Raw genomic sequence first — 20,571 nt, forward strand, 5'->3', positions numbered from 1 at the left:
AGGGTGAGCGCATGAGCCTCTTCATCACCTGCCCGGTCGACGACGTCGAGCGCGCCACCGCCTTCTACACCGCGCTCGGCTGGACCCTGAACACCGAGATGTCCCGCGAGGACGTCTCCTGCTTCGCGATCGGTCCCGACACGTCCGTCATGCTGGCGAGCCGCGCGATGTACGAGAGCGTCGGCGCCACCGAGGAGCTGATCGGCGCCCCCGGCACCCCCTCGAAGGTGACCGTCTCGTTCGACCTCGACAGCCGCGAGGCCGTCGACGAGCTCGTCGAGCGGGCCGCCGCCGCAGGCGGCCGGACCGGCGACACCGACGACTACCCCTTCATGTACCAGCGCCAGTTCGACGACCTCGACGGCTACCACTACTCCCCGTTCTGGATGAAGCCGGGCGGCGACGCGGCGGAGTGACGGGGCGGCGCGGACTCACTCCGCGTGCCGCAGGCGGTGCCGCCGGACCGCGGCCCGGTTCGCACAGCGGACGGAGCAGTACCGCTGCCGGCCGTTCCGCGTCACGTCGACGACGACGTTCCTGCAGTGGTCGCCCGGCGCCCGACCGGCCTCGCACCGCAGGAGACGGCTCATCCCCCGGGTCGTCAGGTGCAGCGCCGTGCCCACCGCGATGACGGCGTGGAGGACGTGCGCCAGAGACTGGTCCTGGTCGCGGTAGTGCAGGTGCCAGCCCTCGTCGTCGTGGTCGGTCAGGCGCGGATACGCGGCGATCGCGGCCATCTGGCGGTTCAGCGACGTCGCCCGGTCGCTCGGAGTCGGCGCGTCGACCACTTCCAGCCACTCGTCGATCACGTCGCGTGTCCGGGCGTGGTCGTCCGGGCCGGACTCGAAGGCCATCGTCATGCCGAACTCGCGCGTGCGCGCCTCGATGCCCTCGCGGTCGGACGGCCAGTCGTTCGCGAGGGAGGCGGCGAGCAGGACCGCGTACTCGCCGTAAGGGTTGAGCTGCATAAGACCATGACAGCACAGTGGCTCCCATGCGCACCTCCACCCCCTCCCCGCACCCCTCCGAGCCGCTCGCTCCCGCCGTCGATCCGCACGAGCACGGCTGGACGACCGAGTCGGCCCACCGGACCAGCGAGGGCGTCGTCGTGTACGTCCGCTGCGTCGGCTGCGGGACGCGGCGCGTGGACGTGCGGACCGGGCACCAGGATCCCCCTGCCGCTCTCAGCCGCGTCGTGCCCGCCTCCGACGACCGCTCCCGGGGTGGAGCAGCGAGCGGCCGCGGGAGGATGAGGGCATGATCGCCGACCTGACCCTCCCCTGCGACGTCGGCCCCGGGGAGAGGAGCCTCCTCCTCCTCCGCCGCGCGGTGCTCGACGACCTCCCCGCGCTCGTCCGGCTCCTCTCCGACGACCCGATCAGCGCCGGGCGCGGAGACGTCGCCGCCGAGGAGGACGAGGCCGCCTACGAGGCCGCCTTCCGGAGCATCGCGCAGGACCCGGGCAACGATCTCGTGGTCGCGGTGGACGGCGCCGGAGCCGTGGTCGGGACGCTGCAGCTGACCGTGATCCCCGGGATGGCGCGCCGGGGCAGCTCCCGCCTGCTCGTCGAAGCGGTCCGGGTGGCGAGCGCCGAGCGGTCGGCCGGGATCGGCACGGCCCTGATGCGCTGGGTGCTGGACGTGGCTGCGATCGAGCTCCGCACGCCTCTCGTCCAGCTGACCTCGGACGCCGCCCGCACCGACGCCCACCGCTTCTACCTGCGCCTGGGCTTCGTCGACTCGCACGTGGGCTTCAAGCGCCGCGTCGAGCTGCCGGGCTCGTAGCGGCGGCGCGGGCAGCCCGTCCGGACGCCCGATCGGCTGTCCCCGCGAGCACGGCCGGCCCAGGAATGGACGATCCGAGCGGAGGCCCGGACGGCACTGCTCGCCTCTCCCCGGCCGACGTGATTGGCTGGCCCGATGAGAACCGAGACCCGTCAGGGCGTCCCCCTCCTGCTCGTCGACGACGACGGAGGCGCGCTCTCGACCCCGGACGACGCGATCGCGCTGATCGGCGAGACCTACGGCGGCGACGTCGAGACGATCGTGGTGCCCGTCGGCCGGCTCGACCCCGAGTTCCTCCGCCTGCGCTCCGGCATCGCCGGCGAGTTCGTGCAGAAGTTCGTCTCGTACGGCAAGCGGCTGGTGATCCTCGGCGACGTCAGCGGGCCGGTGGCGGAGTCGAGCGCGCTGCAGGCCTTCGTCGTCGAGTCGAACCGCGGCGACCACCTCTGGTTCGCCGCCGACCTCGAGGCGCTCGACGCCCGCCTCCGCAGCTCCGGGACCGCGACCGAGCCCGGTGCCGACGGCGGAGTGGAGCCGACGCCCGGCCCCGCCCGCTGATGCCCCTGCTCCAGCCCGGCCCCGACGGCTCTCCACCCGAGGTCGACGGTCCGGTCCGCCTCCTCCTGCTCGCCGACACGCACCTCCCGAAGCGGGCGAAGGCCCTCCCGGACGAGGTGTGGCGCGCGGTCGACAAGGCAGACCTGGTCGTGCACGCGGGCGACTGGGTCGACGAGGCGACGCTGGACGCGCTGGAGGAGCGGGCGGCGCTCCTGCTGGCCGTGTGGGGCAACAACGATCCGGAGCCGCTGCGCGCCCGCCTGCCCGAGGTCGCGCGCGCCCGCGTCGCCGGCCTCGACGTCCGCGTGGTGCACGAGACCGGAGCGGCGACCGGCCGCGAGACCCGCGCCGACGCCGCCCATCCGGGTGCCGACGTGCTCGTCTTCGGGCACAGCCACATCCCCTGGGACACCGTCTCCCCGGCGGGTCTCCGCCTGCTCAATCCGGGCTCCCCGACGGATCGGAGGCGCCAGCCGGCCTGCACCTTCCTGACCGCCGTCGCCGACGACGGAGCGCTCCGCGACGTGCACCTGACCGCCCTGCCGCTCCGGGCACGAACCATTCCCGGCGGCGGCGCAAGGGGGTCACAGAGCATTTAGGTCGGCCTAAGCTCACCTGGATGAGCAGCTCACACGACCACCCCGACTCCGCGCACCTGCGCCCGGAGGGTCTCGACGACGCCACCGTGGCGGCGCTCGGGAAGCTCTCGGAGGCGCTCGAGACGGTCGAGCACGCCCGCGGTCTGCTCTACGGCTTCCACCGGCTCACCGGCGCGGCCGACCTCGCTCTGGGCGAGGCCGTCGACGCGCTGCGCGAGGCCGGCCACGCCGCGACCGCCGAGCGGATCGAGGCCGAGCTCGTCGGCCGCAACGTCATCGAGGGGCGCTGGACCTTCCAGATCGTCGAGGACTACGACGACACCTACTACGCCGCGTTCCGGGAGCAGGAGCGCGCCGCGCGCGACGAGCTCGCCGGCGGACGCCGCCACCTCTTCGAGTCCGAGATGAAGGAGGACCGCCGCTCCGGCGGCCGCCGCCATCACGAGTCGCGCCCGGAGGCGGGCTCGTGAACGCCGTCATCCGGATGCACGCCTCGTCGCTGCGGGTCAAGGCGGTCACGCCGGGCCGCGGCGGACGCGGCACGCCTCCCGAGCCCGAGGCGACGATGCGGCGCACCACGCTCAGCATCGACGGCCGCCGCTTCCTCCTCGCCGTCTCCCTCGACACCGAGGAGCTCGAGAAGCGCCTGGTCGAGGCCGTGCGCAACCGCGGCGACATGGTGAGCTTCACGGTCGCCGGCGAGCGCGAGGTCTGCGTGCTGGTCTCCCCGGGCGTCGCGGTCATCCTCGAGCACGAGGACGTCCCGGTCGAGGATCCGGACGCCGAGGACGCGCCGATCCTGTACGACGACGTCGAGTACCTGACCTGATCCGTCGGCGGCCGGTCCCGGCCGCCGGTCCGGGCGCGGCTCTCGACTCGGGTCGTCCGCCCGCTCAGACCGCTCCGGTGCTCGCCCACAGGTGGAACGCCGCGTGCGCCCGGTGCGGCCGCCACGCCTGCGACGCCGCCTCCGCCTCCGCCGTGCTCACCCGGCCGAGCGCCTTCCGCAGCACCAGGTCGCCGGCGGGGAAGGCGTCCGGATCGCCGAGGAACCGGAGCGCGAGGTAGTCGGCCGTCCACGGCCCGATGCCCGGGATCGCGAGGAGCGCGCGCCGCTGCTCCGGCAGGTCGCCCGCGCGGTCGAGCACGGGTCCGGCGGCGAAGGCCTCGGCGACGGCACGGACCGTCCGCGCCCGGGCGTTGGTGATCCCGATCGCCGAGCGCAGCGCCTCGAACTCCGGCGCGAGCAGGGCGGCGGGTTCGGGGAACGCCAGCAGACCGCGCTCCCCCGGGGCGCCGAAGGCCGCGGCGGTCCGTCCGCCGAAGGTCCGGGCCGCGGCGACGGACACCTGCTGGCCGAGGACCGCCATCACCGCCGCCTCGAACGCCTCCGGGTACTGCGTCGCGCGCAGCCCCGGTCGGGCCGCGACGGAGCGGGCGAGCAGCGGGTCCCGCGAGAGCTCGGCGCCGATCGCCACGACGTCGGAGTCGAGGTCGAACCAGGCACGGACGACCGCGGCCGCCGGCGTCAGCACGTCCGGCTCCGCCTCCACCCGCAGCCCGGTCTCCGTCACCTCGAGCACGATCGGCCGCGGCGCCCCGTCGAGGGTGAGCAGGCGCTCCAGGCGCCGGCCGTCGGCCGAGACCCGCTCCACTCCGGGGAGGGCGTGGTTGCGGAGGAGGCTCGCGGCGCCGGCGGAGTCGAAGGGCCCGAGGGCCGGCAGGTCGAGGGAGGACGTCTCGTTCAGGGGAGCAGGACCGTCTTGCCGCGCGCGCGGCCCGACTCGACGAGGGCGAGCGCGGCGGCCGCCTCGGTCAGCGGGAAGGAGGGCCCGAGCACGACCTCGAGCTCCCCGCGACCGGCGCGGTCGAGCAGGCCCGGCCGGGCGGCGTCGCGGAGCGCGGTGCCGGGATCGGCTCCCGGTCCGCCACCGAGCATCAGGATCCCGCCGAGGCGGGCGGCGTGCTCGAAGCCGGCGACGGTGGCGATGCGCGAGCGGTCGGCGACCAGAGCCACCGAGGCGTCCAGCGCCTCGTCGGTGCCCGCCGTGTCCAGTGCGACGTCGACGCCGCCGGGGGCCAGGACGCGCACGCGCTCCTCCAGCCCGGCGCCGTAGCGGACCGGCTCCGCGCCGAAGCGGCGGACGACCTCCTCGCCGCGCTCGCTCGTGGTGCCCAGCACCCGTGCTCCGCGGGCGACCGCGAGCTGCACAGCGAGCGAGCCGACGGCTCCGCTCGCCCCCTGCACCAGGACGGTGACCCCGGAGGAGACGCGGGTGGCCTCGACGAGGTGCTCGGCGGTCGTCCCGGCCAGCAGCAGGCCCGCGGCCGCCGCCCAGCCGAGCCCGGCGGGCTTGGGCAGGACCGCGCTCGCGGGCGCGACCAGCTCGTCGGAGTAGCCGCCGGAGACCCGGAACGCCACGACCTCGTCGCCCACGCGGATCGGTCCGAGCGGCCCCTCGGCCCCCTCGCCGACCGCGGTCACGACTCCGGAGACCTCGCTGCCCGGCCGGACCGGCACCCGACCGCGCCCGAACATCCCGCGCAGGAGCTTCGCATCGGCCGGGTTCACGCCCGCGGCGCGTACCGCGATCCGCACCCTGCCGGGCGTCGGCTCCCCCGGATCGACCTCGACGGCGCGCAGCGCCTCCGGCCCGTCGAATCCCTCGGCCTGCATCGCGACGACCATGCGTCCGCCTCCCGTCCCCGGGCGCCTGCGCACCCGAGCGCGACGCTAGCAGCAGCGTCCGACCCCCGGACCCCCTGCGGCGAGCGCGGCAGCCGACCGAGAACGCCCGTTCTGGTACCGCCTACCATGAAGGGATGTCCCCGATCCTCGACGAGCGCCCTCCCCGCGAGGCGATCCTCGCGGCCGCCGACCGGCTCTACTACGAGCGCGGCATCCAGTCCGTCGGGATGGACGAGCTCCGCACGGCCGCGGGCGTCTCGCTGAAGCGCCTCTACTCGGAGTTCCCGAGCAAGGAGTCGGTGGTGGTCGCCGTCCTGCACGGCCGGCACGAGCAGTGGACCCTCGGCGTGACCACCCGGGTCGCCGCGGCGGACGGACCCCGCGGCAAGCTGCTCGCGATCTACGACTTCCTCTTCGACTGGTTCTCCGAGGACTCGTTCCGCGGCTGCGGCTTCATCAACGCCTTCGGGGAGCTCGGCTCGTCGAACCCGATGGTCGCCGAGATGGCGCGCGACCACAAGGAAACGTTCCAGCGCTTCCTCGCGACCCTCGCTGAGGAGGCGGGAGGCGGCGCCGAGCTCGCCGCGCAGCTCGCGATCCTCGCCGAGGGCGCCCAGACCACCGCGGCCATCGCCGGAACCCCGGAGGCCGCCCTGCACGCGCGTCGCGCCGCCGAGATCCTCATCGACGCGGAGACGCGCCCCGTCTGAGGCGCGCCGCGCGCGGGATCAGGCCTCGCCGCCCCCGGGCGGGCCGACCACCAGCAGCGCCGCGAAGACGACGGCGACCAGAGCCAGGACCAGCGCCCCGGCGAGCACGGGCCGCGCGAGCGCCCAGCGGAGGAGCCGGCTCGTCACGCGCCGGTCGCGCGGGTCGTCCGTGGCGTGCGTCCGCCACGGGCCCTCCAGCAGGCCGCGGCGCTCGAAGCCGCGCTCCAGCGGGACCGTCGCATAGGGCACGACCGCGCTGACGACCGCGAGCGCCGTCGCGCCCGCCGACCACCGCTGGTTCACCGCGAGCACCAGGGCCGCGGCTCCGTAGGCGAGGAACGCGAACCCGTGGATCGGCCCGGCGACGCTCACCGGCCAGTCGCCGGCTCCGGCCGCGTACTTCAGCAGCATCCCCACGATCAGGAGAGTCCAGGTCACCGCCTCGACGATCGACAGCAGGCGGAAGAGGCGGCGCGGGCTCATGGGATCGGCTCCGTTCGGTCCGCGGCGACGCGGCTCGGGGTCGGTCGAGGGTCGCCCGGAGCCTACGGGAGCACGCTCGCGAGGAACCTGAGCGGACGGGGACCGCTCGGGGTGCTCAGCCCAGCCAGCCGGTGAGCGAGAGGGCCGTCACCGCGCCGACCAGGCCCGCGGCGACGAGGGCGACCGTGCCCGTGACTCCGCTGCGGGAGGGGGCTGCGGCGGGGCCGCCGGCCAGGCGCGCCCAGAGCCGGCGTGCCACCTCCTCGGCGGAGGGGCGGTCGGCCGGATCGAGAGCGGTCATCGCGGTCAGCAGCTCGCGCCACTCCGCCGGGACCGTCTCCGGGACGACGGGCGCGTGGTGGAGGCGCTGGATCGAGATCTCGAGCGTCGTGCCGGTGTAGGCCCTGCGGCCCGAGACGGCCTCGAGGAGGACCAGCCCGAGCGAGTAGACGTCGGACGCCGGTCCGACCGGGCCGGAGCCGAGGCTCTCGGGGCTGAGGTACGCGGCGGTGCCCACCAGCACGTCGGAGCGGGTGAGCCGGGCGTCGTCGACCGAGCGGGCGATCCCGAAGTCGCTGAGCTTGGCCTCGTGCGCGGAGAAGCCGGATGCGGTGGCGCGCGAGCGGACGAGGACGTTCTCGGGCTTCACGTCGCGGTGGAGGACGCCCTGCGCGTGCAGGTGCGCGAGAGCGTCGGCCACCTGGGCGCCGACCTCCGCGACGAGCCGCTGGTCGCCGGAGGCGAACCAGTCGGCCGCCGGGTCGCTGCGGTCGAAGTACTCGAGGACGAGGAACGCGAGGTCCCCCTCCTCGCCGGGGATCTCGCCCTGGTCGAGGACGTCCACCACGGAGGCGTGACGCGAGTCGATCAGGAAGCGGATCTCGCGCTCGCGACGCGCCCGCTCGTTGGGGGTGTCCGGGACGTCGCGGTGGACCTTGACCGCGACCTGGCGGGCGAGGCGGAGGTCGCGGGCGCGGTAGACGACGGCGCTGCCGCCCTCCCCCACCCGCTCGAGCACGAGGTAGCGACAGGCGAGGGTGGAGCCGACCAGCGGATCCACGACGTCGGCCAGGAGCGGCTGCAGGCGGTCGAGTTCGTCCAGCACGGGCAGCTCCCTTCGCGAATGAGTCACTAGCTCGTCTAACTAGTAGTCCCTTCGTAGTGGTCGCCGCCCTTCCAGGCAAGCACCTCGGGGGAGGTTGGCTTGTCTAGATCTTCTTGCTACGAGACTGTCTAGACTGTTCGGCATGGATGAGGTCACGCTGAAGCGACCCGGGGCCTTCTGGTTCTCGGGTGAGGCGACCGAGCCCGGAGCGGTGGAGGTCCTCGCCGCGATGCGCGCCTTCCGCACGGCGGAGGCCGCGATGCGCCGCCGGACCCGCGGATCCATGGGTATGGGCGAGAACGACCTGCTGGCCGTGCAGTTCCTCATGCGCCGACAGCAGAAGGGCCTGCACGTCAGCCCGAAGGACCTGGCCTCCTACCTCGGCATCTCCTCCGCCTCCACGACCGTGCTCATCGACCGGCTGGTCAAGAGCGGGCACGTCGTCCGCGAGCCGCACCCGAGCGACCGCAGGGCCATCCGCATCGTCGCCACCCCCACCTCCCACCGCGAGGTGCGCGAGACGCTCGACGAGATGCACCGCCGCATGCTCGAGGCGGCCGAGACGCTCAATCCCTCCGAGGCCGGGACCGTCATCCGCTTCCTGCAGACGATGCGCGACATCGTCGAGCGCCCGGCCGACTCCGAGACGGTCGACGCCGCCCAGGAGCTCGCGGGCGAGCCGATCGGCGAGTACGCCGACGGCGTGCTGGAGCAACGCCGCGCCTGACGCGCGTCCCCGCGGCCGTGGCCGTGCGTCCCCGAGAGTTCACTCCGAGGGACTTCTGCCGCGCCCTGGATCCGTCGGAGAATCGAGGCGACCGGCGGCGATGGACAGAAAACGCAGTCCGCGACGTAAGTAGCTAGCTCAACTAGTAGGAAGTCTTTCTAGCGATATAGAGTGACGGACGTCAGCCACTCGCACGTCAGATCGGAGCACACCATGGGCAACATCCTGTACGGCACTCCCCCCGCCGCCATCGAGGTCGAGGACCGCGCCCTCGCCCACCTCCAGATCGTCATCATCAACAAGTTCCGCCGCGACGAGCGCTTCCTGCTCACCCTCGACGCGAGCCCCCAGGCCGGCACCGGCCGCCGCGGCGTGTGGATGCACCCGACCATCCCGATCCAGTTCGAGTTCAAGGGCAGCCGCCAGCCCACGATCAACCCGGAGTGGGTCGAGGCACTCATGGAGCGCGCCAACAGCGGCGCCGGCCTCCGCATCGTGCCCGAGCCGACGAGCAACGCCGCCGTCCCGCTGCGCCGCGCCGAGCCCGCCGCCTGACCCTCCGCGCCGGAGCCGCTCCCGATCAGGCTCCGCCGCCGAACACCGACACGACCCGCCTTCCCGCCCGGGAGGCGGGTTCCGTCGTCTCCGGGCCTGAGAACCCCGGGAGCGCGCTCGCAAGTGGTTGACATTCCGCGCCACGGTCAGGGTCGCAGTCCTACACTGCTCCTGCGGCACGGGGTCGTTCCGGCGGGCTCGTCCCTGCTGTCGCACGCATGACCGGCCGCCGGCCGCTCGGGCCCCCCTCTCGAGCGACCGGCGGACGGCTGCGCGGCGCACCCGAAGCGCCGTCCGCGAGGTCCGCCGGAACCAGGAGCGGCCAGATGACCCACGGAACGAACAGCCTCACCACCACCGTCGACGAGGTGCGCCCGGGCGACCTCTTCTGCGCCGTCGTCGCCCACGAGACCGAGCAGTGGCGCGTCGTCGCCGTCCTCGGCATCCGCGTCCTCGCCGAGCGGGTCTCCGGAGGAGACCGCCGCAGCTTCACCCTCCGCTTCGTGCGCCACCAGCTCTCGCCGGACGTGCTCATCGCGAGGGGCGCCGCAGCGAACCGCTAGGGGATCAGGCGCTCCGCGCGGTAGCGGTCGAAGAGCGCCGTGAACGAGTCGACCGTCCGGTGGAACGCCGTGAAGCCGGCGAGGCGGGACTTGCCGATGTCGGTGACGACCTCGAGGTTCCGGCCGAGGTCGGCGTCGGTGTGCCACCAGGAGGCGACGCGGGAGAGGTCGGGCTCGATCAGCCCGTGCTCGTCGACGAGGCGCCGCCAGACGGGCTCGGCACCGGTCATCTGCTGCTCGAGCGGCTGCGGCTCCTCCCCCGGGCCGACCGGCTCGACGCCGAAGTGCTCCGCGATCCGGGTCCACATCCAGCGCCAGCGGAAGACGTCGCCGTTGACCACGTTGAAGGCCTGGTCTCGGCCCGCCTCCGACGTCGACGCCCAGAGCATCTGCTCGGCGAGGATCGTCGCGTCGGTCACGTCGGTGAGTCCGTTCCACTGCGTGAGCGAGCCGGGGAACACGAACGGGGTGCCCTCGGCACGGTGGATCGACGCCGCGACCGCGAGGGTCAGCCCCATGTTCATCGCGTTGCCGACGGCGTGCCCGATGACCGTGTGCGAGCGGTGCACCGACCAGGTGAACCCGGCGCGCCCGGCCGCGGCGAAGAGCTCGTCCTCCTGCGCGTAGTAGAAGTTCGGGGCGTCGAGGCGCTCCTCCTCCTCGTGGAACGGGGTGTCGGGCATCGCGCCCTGCCCGTACGCCTCGAACGGGCCGAGGTAGTGCTTGAGGCCGGTCACCAGCGCGACGTGCTCGACGGGAGCGTGCGCGAGCGCGGCGAGGAGGTCGCGGACCATGCCGCCGTTGACCGCGATATTCTCCTCCTCCGTCGCCTGGCGCGACCAGGCGGTGAAGAAGACGTGCGTGGGGCGCTGGTCGGCGAGCACGCGGGCCAGATCCTCGGCGGAGCGCAGGTCGGCGGCGAGCGGAGTGACGCCGGGGCGCGCGTCGATCGGGCGGCGCGAGAGCGCGGTCACCGGCCAGCCCTGCTCGGCCAGCAGGTCGACGAGGGCGGAGCCGCCGATGCCGGTCGCACCGACGACGAGGGCGCTGCGGGGGTCGGACGGGGGGACGGGAGTGGTGGAGGACATCCCCTGGGCTAACAGCCCCGGGGGCGAGGCATTCCCCGATCCGGGCGTCACGGAGGGACACCGGAGGTCACGGAGGGACACCGGGCGTCACGGGCGGACCGCGGACCGGGCTCCTCCCCTACCGTCGAGCACGAGCCGCCCGGGGTGGGCGCAGCGGAACAGGAGCCGACGATGACCGCGACCGACGTGCGGGCCGTGCCCGAGGTGGACTACGAGGAGCTGGCGGGGCGGTTCCGGCCGCTGTTCGCCGAGATCGCGGCGGGAGCGGCGGCGCGGGAGAGCGCACGCGAGCTGCCGGTCGCGCAGATCCGAGCGCTGGCGGACGCCGGGTTCGGCGCGGTGCGCGTGCCGCTGGACTCCGGCGGGGCCGGCGCGAGCCTCCCCCAGCTGTTCCGCCTGCTGACGGAGCTGGCCGCCGCCGACTCCAACCTCCCCCAGGCGCTCCGCGGCCACTTCGCCCTGGTCGAGGACCGGCTCCTCGCGACCGACGGGACCCGCGAGCGCTGGCTCCGGCGCTTCGCCGACGGCGAGCTCGGCGGCAACGCCTGGACCGAGGTCGGCACGGTCGCGATCGGCGACGTGCAGACGAAGGTCGCTCCGGTCGAGGGCGACCCGACGCGGTTCACGGTGACCGGCACGAAGTACTACTCCACCGGCAGCGTCTTCGCCGACTGGATCGACACCTTCGCCCAGCGCACCGACACCGGGCAGAAGGTGATCGCGATCGTCGACGCTCGCCAGGCGGGCGTCGAGCACGCCGACGACTGGGACGGCTTCGGCCAGCGCACCACGGGCTCGGGGACGAGCACCTTCACGGAGGCGGTGGTCGCGGCCGAGGACGTGATCGACTTCGAGACCCGGTTCCGCTACCAGACCGCGTTCTACCAGGCGGTGCTGCTGGCCGTGCTGGCGGGCTCGATCGCGGGGGCCGAGCGCGAGATCGCAGCCGAGGTGCGGGCGCGGACGCGGATCTTCTCGCACGGGAACGCCGAGTCGTTCGCGGCGGATCCGCAGATCCTGCAGGTGGTGGGGCAGGTCTCGGCCGCCGCCTATGCGGGAGCGGCGATCGTGGAGCGCGCGGCGGTCGCGCTGCAGCGGGCGCACGACGCGGCCCTCGACGGCGACCCGCTCGAGGACGAGCGGCAGAACGACCTCGCCGAGCTCGAGACGGCGCAGGCCCAGATCGTCCTGACGCAGCTGGCCACCCGGGCGACCTCCGACCTCTTCGACGCGCTGGGCGCCTCCGGGGTGAGCACCCGCAAGAACCTCGACCGGCACTGGCGCAACGCGCGCACGGCCGCGAGCCACAATCCGTGGGTGTTCAAGGCGCGGATCGTCGGCGACCACGCGGTCAACGGCACCGTGCCGCCGCGGGTCTGGGCGATCGGCGCGGGGCCGAAGCGGTAGTCGCCTCGGCGCCGGCCCGGGGCGGTGGACAGCCGGCGAGAGCGGAGGAGAGGATCGAGGGGGCGGCGACGCGGCCGCCGCGGACGAGGGGGCTCGCGATGATCCGGACGACGACCGCGAGGGGCGCCGGTGCGCTGCTCGCCTGCGCGGCGGGGCTGCTCGCGCTGAGCGGCTGCACGGGAAGCGCCGACGAGGGGACGGCCCCGACGACCGCTCCACCGCTGATCTCGAGCGCTCCGACGCCGAGCAGTGCCGTCCCGACCGCGAGCGCCGGCAGCGCGACTCCGCTGCCCACCGCGACCCCGGCCACCGCCCTGCTCCCCTGCGAGGACCTGCTCACCGCCGACGAGGAGGCGTCGCTCGCCGAGGACGGTCTCGCCCTCTCACCCGAGGCGACGGTCTACGACGCCGACTACCCCGTCGTGCAGGAGATCGCCGAGGACGGGGTGCTCTGCCGGTGGAGCGGCCAGGGCGACGTGTCGGTCGTGGTCGGGCAGCTGGCGGTCCCGGACGCGGAGTGGCCTGACCGGAGCGCCGCGCTCCTCGCGGATGGGTTCACCGCCGCCGACACCGCGGCTCCGGGCTTCCTCGACGGGCCCGACGGACCGGACGAGAGCTACCCCGGCCGCGGCGTCCTCCACCGCGACGGCGTCCTCTACTACGTGAGCTACTCCGGGATCGTCGGCTCGATCGTGCCGCTCTCCGGCTGAGGCGGCGGATCGAGAGCCCAGGGCGGGCGCCCAAGGTCGGCGCTGCTCCCCGTCGTCAGCTGCTCGCCGTGGTGGTCGAACGACAGCGGGACTCCCGCCTCGGCGCACTCACGGCCGATCAAGTCCATGGCGTTCCAGAAGTACTCGCTCGCTCGTCGATCCCCGGAGATCGCGGAGAGCAGATTGCTCGTGGCGAGACGAGAAGCGTCGGACGCGATCGAGTTCGAGGAGCTCTCGTCGAAGCCCGCGAGGGCTTCGCGGAACGGTGGACGCAGAACGGGATCGAGTTCCGGCGCGTAGTCGTTCCACGCGCGCTCGAGCGGGACGCAGGGAGCGGCCTGCTGATCGCCTCCCGGCTCGGTGCAGCCCACGAGGAGCAGCACGGATACGAGTACCGCCGATGAGGCGGTCGTGCGGTCCACCATCGTTCATCGCTCGATGTGCATCGTCCCCGTCGTGACCCAGACCGCGCAGGCCTTCTTGCGATGTTCCGGGGCACTGGTCTCGAAGATGTGATCGCAGGTCGAGACGCCGGTGTACCACTTCACGCACCCCCTTGAAACTCGTACTCGCAGTTCTTGTTCGGCTGAATCGGAGCGGCCGAGGCCACCTGCGCCCCGAGAACCGACGTCAGCGCCAGCGCGACGACAGCGAGACCGGACCCGAACCACATAGAACTCTTCATGACGTCTCCTCATTCGCCGGCAGATCCGCCGGGTCCTGGGACCGTATTCATCGCGGAGAGGGTGTCGGACGGTCGGCGCGAACTCGACACATCGAGGCGCGGGCCGGGCCCTCGAGAAGGGGTAGCGTCGACAGGTGCGATTCCCCTGGCGTTCCCGAGACAGCGAGCGGCTGCCCCGGGACGTGCTCGTGCTGGGGGTCGTCGCCTTCTTCGTGATGCTGGGGTTCGGTGTCGTCGTGCCGGTGCTGCCGACCTACGTGCGCAGCTTCGGCGTCGACTACACGGCGGTCGGCGCGGTCGTCTCTGCGTTCGCGCTGATGCGGCTGGTCGCGAATCCGTTCGTGGGGCCGCTCGTCGACCGGTTCGGCGAGCGGGTCGTGCTCGCCGTCGGCATCGGCATCGTCGCGCTCTCCTCGGCGCTGGTCGGCTTCGCCTCCGACTACCCGCACCTCCTCCTGCTGCGCGGAGTCGGCGGCATCGGCTCCGCGATGTTCTCCGTCGCGGCGATGACGCTCCTCCTGCGCACCGCGAGCCCGGAGCGGCGCGGCCGCTCGATCGGCTTCTACCAGGGCGGCTTCCTGCTCGGCGGCATGGCGGGCCCCGCGGTGGGCGGCGTGCTCACGGCGATCTCGCTCACCGCCCCCTTCTTCTTCTACGCCGGCACGCTCGCGATCGCGGGGCTCGTCGGGCTGATCCTGCTGCAGCGGCCGGAGCGCGACGCGGCACCGTCCGCCGCGGCGAGGACGAAGCCCCTGCGCGAGGTCGCCCGCGACCGCCGGTACCAGAGCGCGGTGCTGGCGAACTTCGCCCTCGGCTGGTCGGCGATGGGAGTCCGCGCGACGCTCGTCCCCGTGCTCGTCGTCGAGGGGCTCGGCGGGCAGCCCGCCTGGACCGGCATCGCGTTCGCGATCGCCGCGGTGGTGCAGACGATCGCGCTCGCGCCCGCCGGCCGCTTCGTCGACACGGTCGGCCGGCGCCCGGCGCTGATCGGCGGGTTCTCCGTCGCCGCGGTGGCGATGCTGGCGATGCCGTTCGTCTCGGAGCTGTGGCTGCTCGTCGTGCTGCTCTGCGTCTACGGAGCGGCGGCCGCCTTCATGGGCACGGCCCCGGGTGCGCTGGTCGGTGACGCCGCGGGCGAGCGCGGCGGCAAGCCGGTCTCGGTGTTCCAGGCCGCGTCCGACCTGGGCGGCGTGATCGGGCCGCTGCTCGCAGGCGCTCTCGCCGACGCCGCGTCGCCGACCGCGGCCTTCGCCTCCGCCTTCGTGCTGCTGGCGGCGAGCGCGCTGCTCGGCCTGCGGATCCCGCGCTCGCGGATCGTCTAGCTGTTCCGCCCGCGGGCGTCGACGGGCCAGACGGCGCCGCCGCCGTCGCGGAGGAGGACGCGGTACTCGTCGGCCAGGTTCACCGCGACGCAGACGTGGTTCGGCGCGATCCGCACACGCGTCCCCACGGGCAGGTCGACACCGGTGATCGTCGCATGGTGCTCCGAGAGCACCGGGATGCGCGCCTCCGGGTGCTTCGGCAGGCGGCCGAAGCCGCTCGAGGCCGCGCCACGATCGGAGGAGAGCACCTTGCTGCCCGCGTCGGCGATCAGGTGGTCGCCGCGGCGGGACACGATCGTGGCGAGGACGGTGACGGCGATGTCCTCGGGCGTCATCGTGCCGATCTCCCACTGCTGGGCGTCGCCGAGGGCCGAGACCCCGGGGCGCAGCTCCGTGAGCACCGAGGAGTCGGCGAACGCGGCCGAGGGGGTCGAGCCTCCGCTGACCACGCGGGCCTCGACTCCGGACGCCGCGAGCGACGCGACCGACTCGGCGAGCGCGCGCGCCTCGTCGCGGGCGGCCGCCGCTCCGTTGCCGGCCGCGTAGCTGTGGCCGGGGAAGGTGAAGACGCCGGCGACGTCGAGCCCGGCCGAGACGGCGGCCGCGGCGATCGCGCCGGCTTCGGCGGGGAGCACACCGCTGCGGTGGTGGCCGGAGTCGATCTCGACGACGACCTCGAGCCCCTCGCGCTCGGGCAGGGCCGCGGCCAGGCGCTCGGCCGACTCCGCCGAGTCGACGCCGACCCGCACGCGGGCGCTCGCGAGGACGTGGCGGAGCCGCCCAGCGCGCTCGGCGTCGAGCCAGAGCGGGTAGGCGATGAAGAGGTCGCGGATCCCGCCGGCAGCGAAGACCTCGGCCTCCGAGACGGTCGCGACGGTGAGCCCGACAGCCCCCGCGGCGAGCTGGCGCCGGGCGATCTCGAGCGACTTGTGCGTCTTCGCGTGGGGGCGGAGCGCCAGACCCCGCTCGCGGGCAGCCGCGGCGACGGCGGCGATGTCGCGGTCGAGCACCGCCTCGTCGAGCACCAGCGCCGGAGTGGCGAGAGCGTCGAGCGCGGCGGAGCGGGCGGAGGAGTCGGCGGCGGCGGTATCGACGGTCACGTGCCGAGCCTAGGCCGCACCACCGGCCCGCGTCCCGCCGTGAGGGCGGCCTCGGGCCGGTCCGCCGCCCGGTCGTCGAGCCCCGCGGAAGGCCCCGTCGAGCAGGACACCTCGTCGACCTCGGAGGTTGCCGCGGCGCTCCGCTCCATCGCCGTCTTCCGGATCGCCCACCTCTCCGCCGGGACGCTCTCGACGACGCTCCTGGGCTTCGGCGTGGTCGGGCTGAGCACTCTCGTCCACTGACCGTTCATCCTCCGCGGGATGCGGGGAGGACCCCGGCGCTGCCAGGCTGAGCGGATGACTCCGCAGTCCTCCCGCCTCCGGCCCTTCGGCCCGTCCGGCGCCACCGTCACCCGGCTGACCCTCGGCACCTCCTGGCGCCCCGAGCGCGTCGCCGACCTCGACCGGGTGCCGGCCCTCGAGCGCGTCCTCGACTCCGACGCCGCCACCCGCGCCGTCTCCGTCGTCGACACGTCGAACGAGTACGCCGGCGGCCACAGCGAGCGCCTGATCGGGGAGGCCCTGCAGGCTCGCGGCGGCGTCCCCGAGGGGATCACCGTGGTCACCAAGCTCGACCGCGACCCGAGCACCGGCAGCTACTCGGCCGAGCGGATGCGCCGCAGCCTCGACGAGAGCCGCGAGCGCCTCGGGATGGACGTCCTCCCCCTGCTCTACCTGCACGACCCGGAGCGCATCTCGTACGACGAGGCCTTCGCCGAGGACGGCCCGGTCCGCGCGCTCGTCGCGATGAAGGAGGCGGGCGTCGCCCTCTCGATCGGGATCTCGGGCGGACCCGCGCCGATGCTGCGCCACTATGTCGACACCGGCCTCTTCGACGCCGTGATCACCCACAACCGCTTCACGCTGGTCGACCGCTCCTCCGAGGAGCTGATCGACGCGTCCGTCGACCGCGGCGTGATCGTGGTCAACGCGGCGGTCTACGGCGGAGGCGCCCTCGCGCGCTGGCCGGAGCCGGTCGCCTCCTACGCCTACCGGCCGGCGCCGCGCGAGATCGTCGACGCCGTCGCGGCGATTGGAGCCGTCTGCGACCGGGCGGGCGTGCCGCTCGCCGCCGCCGCGCTGCAGTTCTCGACGCGCGACCTCCGCGTGACGACGACGGTCGTCGGCGCCACCTCCGCCGAGCACTACGACTCCTTCGTGGCCGACGACGCGCTCGAGATCCCCGACGCGCTGTTCGAGGAGCTGGAGTCGCTCGCTCCGCCGAGCACCGTCTGGCAGGACGCGCCCGGGTCGACCTGGCCGCGCTGATCCGGGCATAGCGGGGCTCTCCTCCCGGTTGGAGCACGTGACCCCCTCCGCGAGATGCCGCCGGCGTGCGCCCTCACCGGCGTATCGCGTACCGAAGCGGCGTTCCGCGGAGAAGCACGACAGGAGAGACATGACCGACACCGCCTTGTTCCAGCCGCTGACGCTCCGCTCGAGGACCGCGCGCAACCGCCTCTGGGCGGCACCGATGTGCCAGTACTCGGTGGAGGCGCAGGACGGCGTGCCCACCTCGTGGCACCTCGTGCACCTCGGCGGGCTCGCGCGCGGCGGATCTGGCGTCGTCATCGCGGAGGCCACCGCCGTCGTCCCCGAGGGGCGGATCAGCCCCTGGGACACCGGGCTGTGGAACGACGAGCAGCGCGACGCCTGGGCTCCGATCGTCGAGTTCGTGCACGGGCAGGGCGCGCTCGCGGGCGTGCAGCTCGCCCACGCGGGCCGGAAGGCGTCGACCTACCGCGAATGGAGCGGACGCGGATCCGTGCCGCTGGAGGACGGCGGCTGGCCGACCGTCGCTCCCTCGGCCGTCGCGTTCGAGGGCTATGCGGAGCCGCGCGAGCTGGCGGCGGACGAGCTGCCCGGCCTCGTCGAGGCGTTCCGCGCCTCCGCCCGCCGCGCCGCGGACGCCGGCTTCGACGTGATCGAGCTGCACGCCGCGCACGGGTACCTGCTCCATCAGTTCCTGTCGCCGCTCTCGAACACCCGCGAGGACTCCTACGGCGGCTCGCTCGAGAACCGGGCGCGCCTGCTGCTCGAGGTCGTCCGCGCGGTCCGCGCCGAGATCGGGGAGCTCGTGCTGCTCGTCCGCTTCTCCGCGACCGACTGGGCCGAGGGCGGCTGGACGCTGGAGGAGACGATCACCGTTTCGGAGTGGGCGCGCGCCGAGGGCGTGGACCTCTTCGACGTGTCGACCGGCGGACTCGTGCACGCCAGCATCCCGGTGGCGCCGCTCTACCAGGTGCCGTTCGCGCGCGACCTGCGGAAGGCGACCGGTGCACTGGTCGGCGCCGTGGGACTCATCACCACGGCGGAGCAGGCGGAAGGCGTGGTCGCGAACGGCGACGCCGACGTCGTGCTGCTCGCCCGCGAGCTGCTGCGCGATCCGAACGCTCCGGTGCGGATGGCGCACGAGCTCGGCGCGGACCTGCCGGTGCCGCCGCAGTACACCCGGGCCTGGCGCTGAGCCTTCAACCGCGAGATGCCACCTGTGCGCGTGCCTCGCGGCGTGTCGTGTGCACAAGTGGCATCTCGCGGAGGAGAGCGGTCGGGCTCCCCGGAGGAGAGCGTCAGCTCTCGGAGGGCTCCTCGGGAGCGTCCTCCTCGGGGTTGAAGTGCGAGTCTCCGGAGACCCCCACCGCCAGCCCGTCCTCGGAGTGCGGGATGGTCTCGTCGTCGCCGAGACCGTTCGCCTTCTTCTCGCCCTCGGACGAGGTGGCTGCGTCGGTCACGGCTCAGGCCTCGACGTCGCCGCGCCAGGCACCGTCGGGGGTGCCCTGCTTCTCGATGTACTCCTTGAAGTTGTTCAGGTCCTTCTTCACGGCGTGGCTGCCGGCGCCGACGAGCGAGCCGAGCGTCTCGAGGAAGCCCTTGGGCTCCCAGTCGAGCTGCACGGTGACGCGGGTCTCGGTGTCGGAGAGCTTGTGGAAGGTGACGACGCCCGCGTGGTCGGTCTCGCCGCCGGTGCTGTTCCACGCGACGCGCTCGTCGGGGTGCTGCTCGGTGATGTTCGCCTCGAACTCGCGCTCGACGGGGCCGACCTTCACCTTCCAGACGGTGAGGGTGTCGGTGACCTGCTGGATCGACTCGACCTCGTCGAGGAAGCGCGGGAACTCCTCGAACTGGGTCCACTGGTTGTAGGCGACGGACACGGGGACGTTGACGTCGACGGTCTCGATGATCTGCGGCACGGTGGTGCTCCTTGCTGTCTCACTCGGTGTGCGGCGTTCCGCTGCTGCGGTCGTCACGCTCGACGTTAGGCGGGAGCCGCCTGGGAACGCACCGGGTTGCGGACTGACCCGAACGTGGTAAGCGGAGGCGGTGCTGCGGTGCGCGCGCCGGGACGTCCGCGGGAGGGCGGCGTCCGGACGGCACGGCGGCGTCTCGGGAGCGGCAGCGCCGCTCAGCCGGCCGGCTCCTCCATCGGTCGATCGCCCTCGGCATCGAACCTGACCGCGGAGAACAGCAGGTCGCTGGCGAAGAACGGGTTGTGATGACGGCGGAGGGGGCTGCCGCCTCGCCGCATCAGCGTCGTATTGAGCTTGTATGCGGCCTCGACGAACGGCTCGAAGTCGAGCGCCTCCCAGAACTGCTCCCACGACTCGAACTCCCAGGCGCTGACCTCCGCGCTCTTGTAGCTGGTCGAGTACTCGATGCCGAAAGCGGGCGGGAGCTCACTGACTCCCTGCTGACCCAGCCGCTCCGCGAACGTCGGTGCATCGACATTGACAGCGATGACGATCTCCCCGGTCTCCAGGTCCTCCTGAACGAAGACCGTCTCCAGCACTCCGCAGCTCAGAGTGAGGAGGCGGCGCCGCTTCTTCGTCCGCCTCGTGGACGGCAGAGCGGACACCGTCCACAGGATCTGCTGTGTTCCGAACGGATCGGGGACCGTTTCGCCGATGTACCTGCCCAGGGCGGCGGAGAGGTCGAGGTAGTCCTCGCGGCGGACCAGCTCCCAGAACCGGCCCGGCATCGTCGCCTCGCCCTCCTCGCCCACACGCGGACGGTCGGCCCTGTTCCAGGGCAGAAGGACGCTCCGCCCCTCCTCCAGGGTGACACCGAGGTCGTCGACGCCTCCCGGCCAGCCGGTGAGCGCGAGGTTGCGCAGGCTGTGCTCGGCCTCCTGCCTCCGGATCTCGGCCACTTCCGCGCGGTCGAGGTCGTCACGTCGACACGGAGCGAAGCGGAAGGCGACGACGTCGCCGTGGTGGCGTCTGTGCGTCGCGTACCGGCTCACGATGTTCGTGGTCTGACCGACGTACCGCTGGCCGTTCTCGAACTCCAGGACGTAGATCCCGCAGAGAGTGGTGCGGTCGAGGAACAGCGATGCCGCCGATCCTGCGGCGCTCATGTCGTAGCGGGTGAAGGAGAGCACGGGGACGAGGGGTTCCAGCACCCTCGAACCCTACGACCCGGGCGATCGAGGGGCGCCGGCCCGTCGAAGCGACTCGCCGCACCCGGACACCGCCCTCAGCACCGAGA

At 73.4% G+C, this 20,571-nt stretch carries 29 protein-coding genes; 17 read left to right on the forward strand and 12 right to left on the reverse strand.

The window, feature by feature from the left end; translation table 11 throughout:
• The first annotated feature begins 11 nt into the window (after nucleotides 1-11).
• The gene (locus C5C49_RS10375) at nucleotides 12-416 is read left to right on the forward strand and encodes a VOC family protein (protein ID WP_104346112.1); all 405 of its coding nucleotides are present in this window, start codon (nucleotides 12-14) and stop codon (nucleotides 414-416) included.
• A 15-nt stretch (nucleotides 417-431) separates the two neighbouring features.
• Here the strand turns inward: C5C49_RS10375 and C5C49_RS10380 are convergent, their stop codons facing one another.
• Nucleotides 432-968 (reverse strand): CGNR zinc finger domain-containing protein, encoded by a 537-nt coding sequence (locus C5C49_RS10380; RefSeq protein ID WP_104328864.1) that lies wholly within the window; start codon nucleotides 966-968, stop codon nucleotides 432-434.
• A 26-nt stretch (nucleotides 969-994) separates the two neighbouring features.
• Between C5C49_RS10380 and C5C49_RS10385 the strand changes: the two genes are divergently transcribed.
• From C5C49_RS10385 to C5C49_RS10410, 6 genes are all read left to right on the forward strand, one after another.
• Nucleotides 995-1,261, forward strand: a complete 267-nt coding sequence (locus C5C49_RS10385) for a hypothetical protein (RefSeq protein ID WP_104346113.1) — start codon at nucleotides 995-997, stop codon at nucleotides 1,259-1,261.
• A complete protein-coding gene (locus C5C49_RS10390; RefSeq protein WP_104346114.1) occupies nucleotides 1,258-1,785 on the forward strand; it encodes a GNAT family N-acetyltransferase in 528 nt (175 codons plus the stop codon). Before C5C49_RS10385 ends, C5C49_RS10390 begins: the two co-directional genes overlap by 4 nt.
• 135 nt (nucleotides 1,786-1,920) lie before the next feature.
• A complete protein-coding gene (locus C5C49_RS10395; protein WP_104247004.1) occupies nucleotides 1,921-2,343 on the forward strand; it encodes a DUF4180 domain-containing protein in 423 nt (140 codons plus the stop codon).
• Nucleotides 2,343-2,942, forward strand: coding sequence for a metallophosphoesterase (locus C5C49_RS10400; RefSeq protein ID WP_104346115.1), 600 nt, complete (start codon nucleotides 2,343-2,345; stop codon nucleotides 2,940-2,942). The genes C5C49_RS10395 and C5C49_RS10400 overlap by 1 nt, the downstream gene beginning before the upstream one ends.
• A gap of 20 nt (nucleotides 2,943-2,962) precedes the next feature.
• Complete coding sequence (locus C5C49_RS10405) at nucleotides 2,963-3,412, forward strand: hypothetical protein (RefSeq protein ID WP_104224173.1); 450 nt, start codon at nucleotides 2,963-2,965, stop codon at nucleotides 3,410-3,412.
• Nucleotides 3,409-3,771, forward strand: a complete 363-nt coding sequence (locus C5C49_RS10410; RefSeq protein WP_104224172.1) for a hypothetical protein — start codon at nucleotides 3,409-3,411, stop codon at nucleotides 3,769-3,771. The genes C5C49_RS10405 and C5C49_RS10410 overlap by 4 nt, the downstream gene beginning before the upstream one ends.
• A gap of 64 nt (nucleotides 3,772-3,835) precedes the next feature.
• On the opposite strand, the gene C5C49_RS10415 is transcribed toward C5C49_RS10410, so the two are convergent.
• On the reverse strand, nucleotides 3,836-4,690 hold the full coding sequence (locus C5C49_RS10415) for an AlkA N-terminal domain-containing protein (protein ID WP_308471227.1): 855 nt from the start codon (nucleotides 4,688-4,690) through the stop codon (nucleotides 3,836-3,838).
• Nucleotides 4,687-5,631 carry an NADP-dependent oxidoreductase gene (locus C5C49_RS10420; protein WP_258068438.1) on the reverse strand — a complete coding sequence of 315 codons (945 nt, stop codon included), beginning with the start codon at nucleotides 5,629-5,631 and terminating at the stop codon, nucleotides 4,687-4,689. The genes C5C49_RS10415 and C5C49_RS10420 overlap by 4 nt, the downstream gene beginning before the upstream one ends.
• A 134-nt stretch (nucleotides 5,632-5,765) precedes the next feature.
• Here C5C49_RS10420 and C5C49_RS10425 point away from each other — a divergent pair, with 134 nt between their 5' ends.
• Nucleotides 5,766-6,341, forward strand: coding sequence for a TetR/AcrR family transcriptional regulator (locus tag C5C49_RS10425; protein ID WP_104224170.1), 576 nt, complete (start codon nucleotides 5,766-5,768; stop codon nucleotides 6,339-6,341).
• Nucleotides 6,342-6,359: 18 nt separating this feature from the next.
• Here the strand turns inward: C5C49_RS10425 and C5C49_RS10430 are convergent, their stop codons facing one another.
• Both C5C49_RS10430 and C5C49_RS10435 read right to left on the reverse strand, forming a co-directional pair.
• Nucleotides 6,360-6,824 carry a DUF3817 domain-containing protein gene (locus tag C5C49_RS10430; protein ID WP_104225947.1) on the reverse strand — a complete coding sequence of 155 codons (465 nt, stop codon included), beginning with the start codon at nucleotides 6,822-6,824 and terminating at the stop codon, nucleotides 6,360-6,362.
• 115 nt (nucleotides 6,825-6,939) lie between these two features.
• Complete coding sequence (locus C5C49_RS10435; RefSeq protein WP_181135752.1) at nucleotides 6,940-7,929, reverse strand: serine/threonine-protein kinase; 990 nt, start codon at nucleotides 7,927-7,929, stop codon at nucleotides 6,940-6,942.
• Between the two features lie 142 nt (nucleotides 7,930-8,071).
• On the opposite strand from C5C49_RS10435, the gene C5C49_RS10440 reads away from it, so the two are divergent.
• The 3 genes from C5C49_RS10440 to C5C49_RS10450 all read left to right on the forward strand — a co-directional run bounded on the left by C5C49_RS10440 (nucleotide 8,072) and on the right by C5C49_RS10450 (nucleotide 9,774).
• The gene (locus C5C49_RS10440; RefSeq protein WP_104282456.1) at nucleotides 8,072-8,656 is read left to right on the forward strand and encodes a MarR family winged helix-turn-helix transcriptional regulator; all 585 of its coding nucleotides are present in this window, start codon (nucleotides 8,072-8,074) and stop codon (nucleotides 8,654-8,656) included.
• A 213-nt stretch (nucleotides 8,657-8,869) separates the two neighbouring features.
• Nucleotides 8,870-9,211 carry an ATP-dependent DNA ligase gene (locus C5C49_RS10445; RefSeq protein ID WP_104224199.1) on the forward strand — a complete coding sequence of 114 codons (342 nt, stop codon included), beginning with the start codon at nucleotides 8,870-8,872 and terminating at the stop codon, nucleotides 9,209-9,211.
• Between the two features lie 326 nt (nucleotides 9,212-9,537).
• Entirely contained in the window at nucleotides 9,538-9,774 is a 237-nt protein-coding gene (locus tag C5C49_RS10450; RefSeq protein WP_104225949.1) for a hypothetical protein, read from the forward strand.
• Here the strand turns inward: C5C49_RS10450 and C5C49_RS10455 are convergent.
• Complete coding sequence (locus C5C49_RS10455) at nucleotides 9,771-10,862, reverse strand: SDR family oxidoreductase (RefSeq protein WP_104346117.1); 1,092 nt, start codon at nucleotides 10,860-10,862, stop codon at nucleotides 9,771-9,773. The genes C5C49_RS10450 and C5C49_RS10455 overlap by 4 nt on opposite strands.
• A gap of 171 nt (nucleotides 10,863-11,033) precedes the next feature.
• On the opposite strand from C5C49_RS10455, the gene C5C49_RS10460 reads away from it, so the two are divergent.
• Together C5C49_RS10460 and C5C49_RS10465 are read left to right on the forward strand one after the other, a co-directional pair.
• Complete coding sequence (locus C5C49_RS10460; RefSeq protein ID WP_104346118.1) at nucleotides 11,034-12,269, forward strand: acyl-CoA dehydrogenase family protein; 1,236 nt, start codon at nucleotides 11,034-11,036, stop codon at nucleotides 12,267-12,269.
• A gap of 98 nt (nucleotides 12,270-12,367) precedes the next feature.
• A complete protein-coding gene (locus C5C49_RS10465; RefSeq protein WP_104346119.1) occupies nucleotides 12,368-12,979 on the forward strand; it encodes a hypothetical protein in 612 nt (203 codons plus the stop codon).
• On the opposite strand, the gene C5C49_RS10470 is transcribed toward C5C49_RS10465, so the two are convergent.
• Together C5C49_RS10470 and C5C49_RS17000 are read right to left on the reverse strand one after the other, a co-directional pair.
• On the reverse strand, nucleotides 12,937-13,404 hold the full coding sequence (locus C5C49_RS10470) for a hypothetical protein (protein WP_104346120.1): 468 nt from the start codon (nucleotides 13,402-13,404) through the stop codon (nucleotides 12,937-12,939). The genes C5C49_RS10465 and C5C49_RS10470 overlap by 43 nt on opposite strands.
• Before the next feature lie 119 nt (nucleotides 13,405-13,523).
• The gene (locus tag C5C49_RS17000; protein ID WP_181135753.1) at nucleotides 13,524-13,664 is read right to left on the reverse strand and encodes a hypothetical protein; all 141 of its coding nucleotides are present in this window, start codon (nucleotides 13,662-13,664) and stop codon (nucleotides 13,524-13,526) included.
• Nucleotides 13,665-13,798: 134 nt separating this feature from the next.
• Between C5C49_RS17000 and C5C49_RS10475 the strand changes: the two genes are divergently transcribed.
• Entirely contained in the window at nucleotides 13,799-14,986 is a 1,188-nt protein-coding gene (locus C5C49_RS10475) for an MFS transporter (RefSeq protein WP_258068439.1), read from the forward strand.
• Here the strand turns inward: C5C49_RS10475 and C5C49_RS10480 are convergent.
• A complete protein-coding gene (locus C5C49_RS10480; RefSeq protein ID WP_104346121.1) occupies nucleotides 14,983-16,086 on the reverse strand; it encodes an alanine racemase in 1,104 nt (367 codons plus the stop codon). The two genes, C5C49_RS10475 and C5C49_RS10480, sit on opposite strands and share 4 nt — an antisense overlap.
• Before the next feature lie 39 nt (nucleotides 16,087-16,125).
• Here C5C49_RS10480 and C5C49_RS10485 point away from each other — a divergent pair, with 39 nt between their 5' ends.
• The 3 genes from C5C49_RS10485 (at nucleotide 16,126) to C5C49_RS10495 (ending at nucleotide 18,553) form a co-directional block, all read left to right on the forward strand.
• Nucleotides 16,126-16,329, forward strand: a complete 204-nt coding sequence (locus tag C5C49_RS10485; protein WP_146084876.1) for a hypothetical protein — start codon at nucleotides 16,126-16,128, stop codon at nucleotides 16,327-16,329.
• 54 nt (nucleotides 16,330-16,383) lie between these two features.
• Nucleotides 16,384-17,355: an aldo/keto reductase gene (locus C5C49_RS10490; RefSeq protein ID WP_181135754.1), complete on the forward strand. Its 972-nt coding sequence runs from the start codon at nucleotides 16,384-16,386 to the stop codon at nucleotides 17,353-17,355.
• Between the two features lie 130 nt (nucleotides 17,356-17,485).
• Nucleotides 17,486-18,553 carry an NADH:flavin oxidoreductase/NADH oxidase gene (locus C5C49_RS10495; RefSeq protein WP_104282465.1) on the forward strand — a complete coding sequence of 356 codons (1,068 nt, stop codon included), beginning with the start codon at nucleotides 17,486-17,488 and terminating at the stop codon, nucleotides 18,551-18,553.
• A 103-nt stretch (nucleotides 18,554-18,656) separates the two neighbouring features.
• Here the strand turns inward: C5C49_RS10495 and C5C49_RS17005 are convergent, their stop codons facing one another.
• From C5C49_RS17005 to C5C49_RS10505, 3 genes are all read right to left on the reverse strand, one after another.
• Entirely contained in the window at nucleotides 18,657-18,818 is a 162-nt protein-coding gene (locus tag C5C49_RS17005; protein WP_167299017.1) for a hypothetical protein, read from the reverse strand.
• Between the two features lie 3 nt (nucleotides 18,819-18,821).
• The gene (locus C5C49_RS10500; protein ID WP_104224157.1) at nucleotides 18,822-19,277 is read right to left on the reverse strand and encodes an SRPBCC family protein; all 456 of its coding nucleotides are present in this window, start codon (nucleotides 19,275-19,277) and stop codon (nucleotides 18,822-18,824) included.
• Nucleotides 19,278-19,489: 212 nt separating this feature from the next.
• Nucleotides 19,490-20,485 carry a GIY-YIG nuclease family protein gene (locus tag C5C49_RS10505; protein WP_104249738.1) on the reverse strand — a complete coding sequence of 332 codons (996 nt, stop codon included), beginning with the start codon at nucleotides 20,483-20,485 and terminating at the stop codon, nucleotides 19,490-19,492.
• Nucleotides 20,486-20,571: the final 86 nt, after the last annotated feature.

This window comes from Rathayibacter sp. AY1E2 (assembly GCF_002932325.1).
Lineage (GTDB): Bacteria > Actinomycetota > Actinomycetes > Actinomycetales > Microbacteriaceae > Rathayibacter.

Coding starts and splice junctions, on each gene's coding strand:
- C5C49_RS10430 (WP_104225947.1), bottom strand. CDS start 6,824: ATGAGCCCGCGCCGCCTCTTCCGCCTGCTGTCGATCGTCGAGGCGGTG.
- C5C49_RS10495 (WP_104282465.1), top strand. CDS start 17,486: ATGACCGACACCGCCTTGTTCCAGCCGCTGACGCTCCGCTCGAGGACC.
- C5C49_RS10450 (WP_104225949.1), top strand. CDS start 9,538: ATGACCCACGGAACGAACAGCCTCACCACCACCGTCGACGAGGTGCGC.
- C5C49_RS10470 (WP_104346120.1), bottom strand. CDS start 13,404: ATGGTGGACCGCACGACCGCCTCATCGGCGGTACTCGTATCCGTGCTG.
- C5C49_RS10405 (WP_104224173.1), top strand. CDS start 2,963: ATGAGCAGCTCACACGACCACCCCGACTCCGCGCACCTGCGCCCGGAG.
- C5C49_RS10490 (WP_181135754.1), top strand. CDS start 16,384: ATGACTCCGCAGTCCTCCCGCCTCCGGCCCTTCGGCCCGTCCGGCGCC.
- C5C49_RS10455 (WP_104346117.1), bottom strand. CDS start 10,862: ATGTCCTCCACCACTCCCGTCCCCCCGTCCGACCCCCGCAGCGCCCTC.
- C5C49_RS10440 (WP_104282456.1), top strand. CDS start 8,072: ATGGATGAGGTCACGCTGAAGCGACCCGGGGCCTTCTGGTTCTCGGGT.
- C5C49_RS10460 (WP_104346118.1), top strand. CDS start 11,034: ATGACCGCGACCGACGTGCGGGCCGTGCCCGAGGTGGACTACGAGGAG.
- C5C49_RS10385 (WP_104346113.1), top strand. CDS start 995: ATGCGCACCTCCACCCCCTCCCCGCACCCCTCCGAGCCGCTCGCTCCC.
- C5C49_RS10465 (WP_104346119.1), top strand. CDS start 12,368: ATGATCCGGACGACGACCGCGAGGGGCGCCGGTGCGCTGCTCGCCTGC.
- C5C49_RS17000 (WP_181135753.1), bottom strand. CDS start 13,664: ATGAAGAGTTCTATGTGGTTCGGGTCCGGTCTCGCTGTCGTCGCGCTG.
- C5C49_RS10445 (WP_104224199.1), top strand. CDS start 8,870: ATGGGCAACATCCTGTACGGCACTCCCCCCGCCGCCATCGAGGTCGAG.
- C5C49_RS10400 (WP_104346115.1), top strand. CDS start 2,343: ATGCCCCTGCTCCAGCCCGGCCCCGACGGCTCTCCACCCGAGGTCGAC.
- C5C49_RS10425 (WP_104224170.1), top strand. CDS start 5,766: ATGTCCCCGATCCTCGACGAGCGCCCTCCCCGCGAGGCGATCCTCGCG.
- C5C49_RS10380 (WP_104328864.1), bottom strand. CDS start 968: ATGCAGCTCAACCCTTACGGCGAGTACGCGGTCCTGCTCGCCGCCTCC.
- C5C49_RS10395 (WP_104247004.1), top strand. CDS start 1,921: ATGAGAACCGAGACCCGTCAGGGCGTCCCCCTCCTGCTCGTCGACGAC.
- C5C49_RS10420 (WP_258068438.1), bottom strand. CDS start 5,631: ATGGTCGTCGCGATGCAGGCCGAGGGATTCGACGGGCCGGAGGCGCTG.
- C5C49_RS10390 (WP_104346114.1), top strand. CDS start 1,258: ATGATCGCCGACCTGACCCTCCCCTGCGACGTCGGCCCCGGGGAGAGG.
- C5C49_RS10375 (WP_104346112.1), top strand. CDS start 12: ATGAGCCTCTTCATCACCTGCCCGGTCGACGACGTCGAGCGCGCCACC.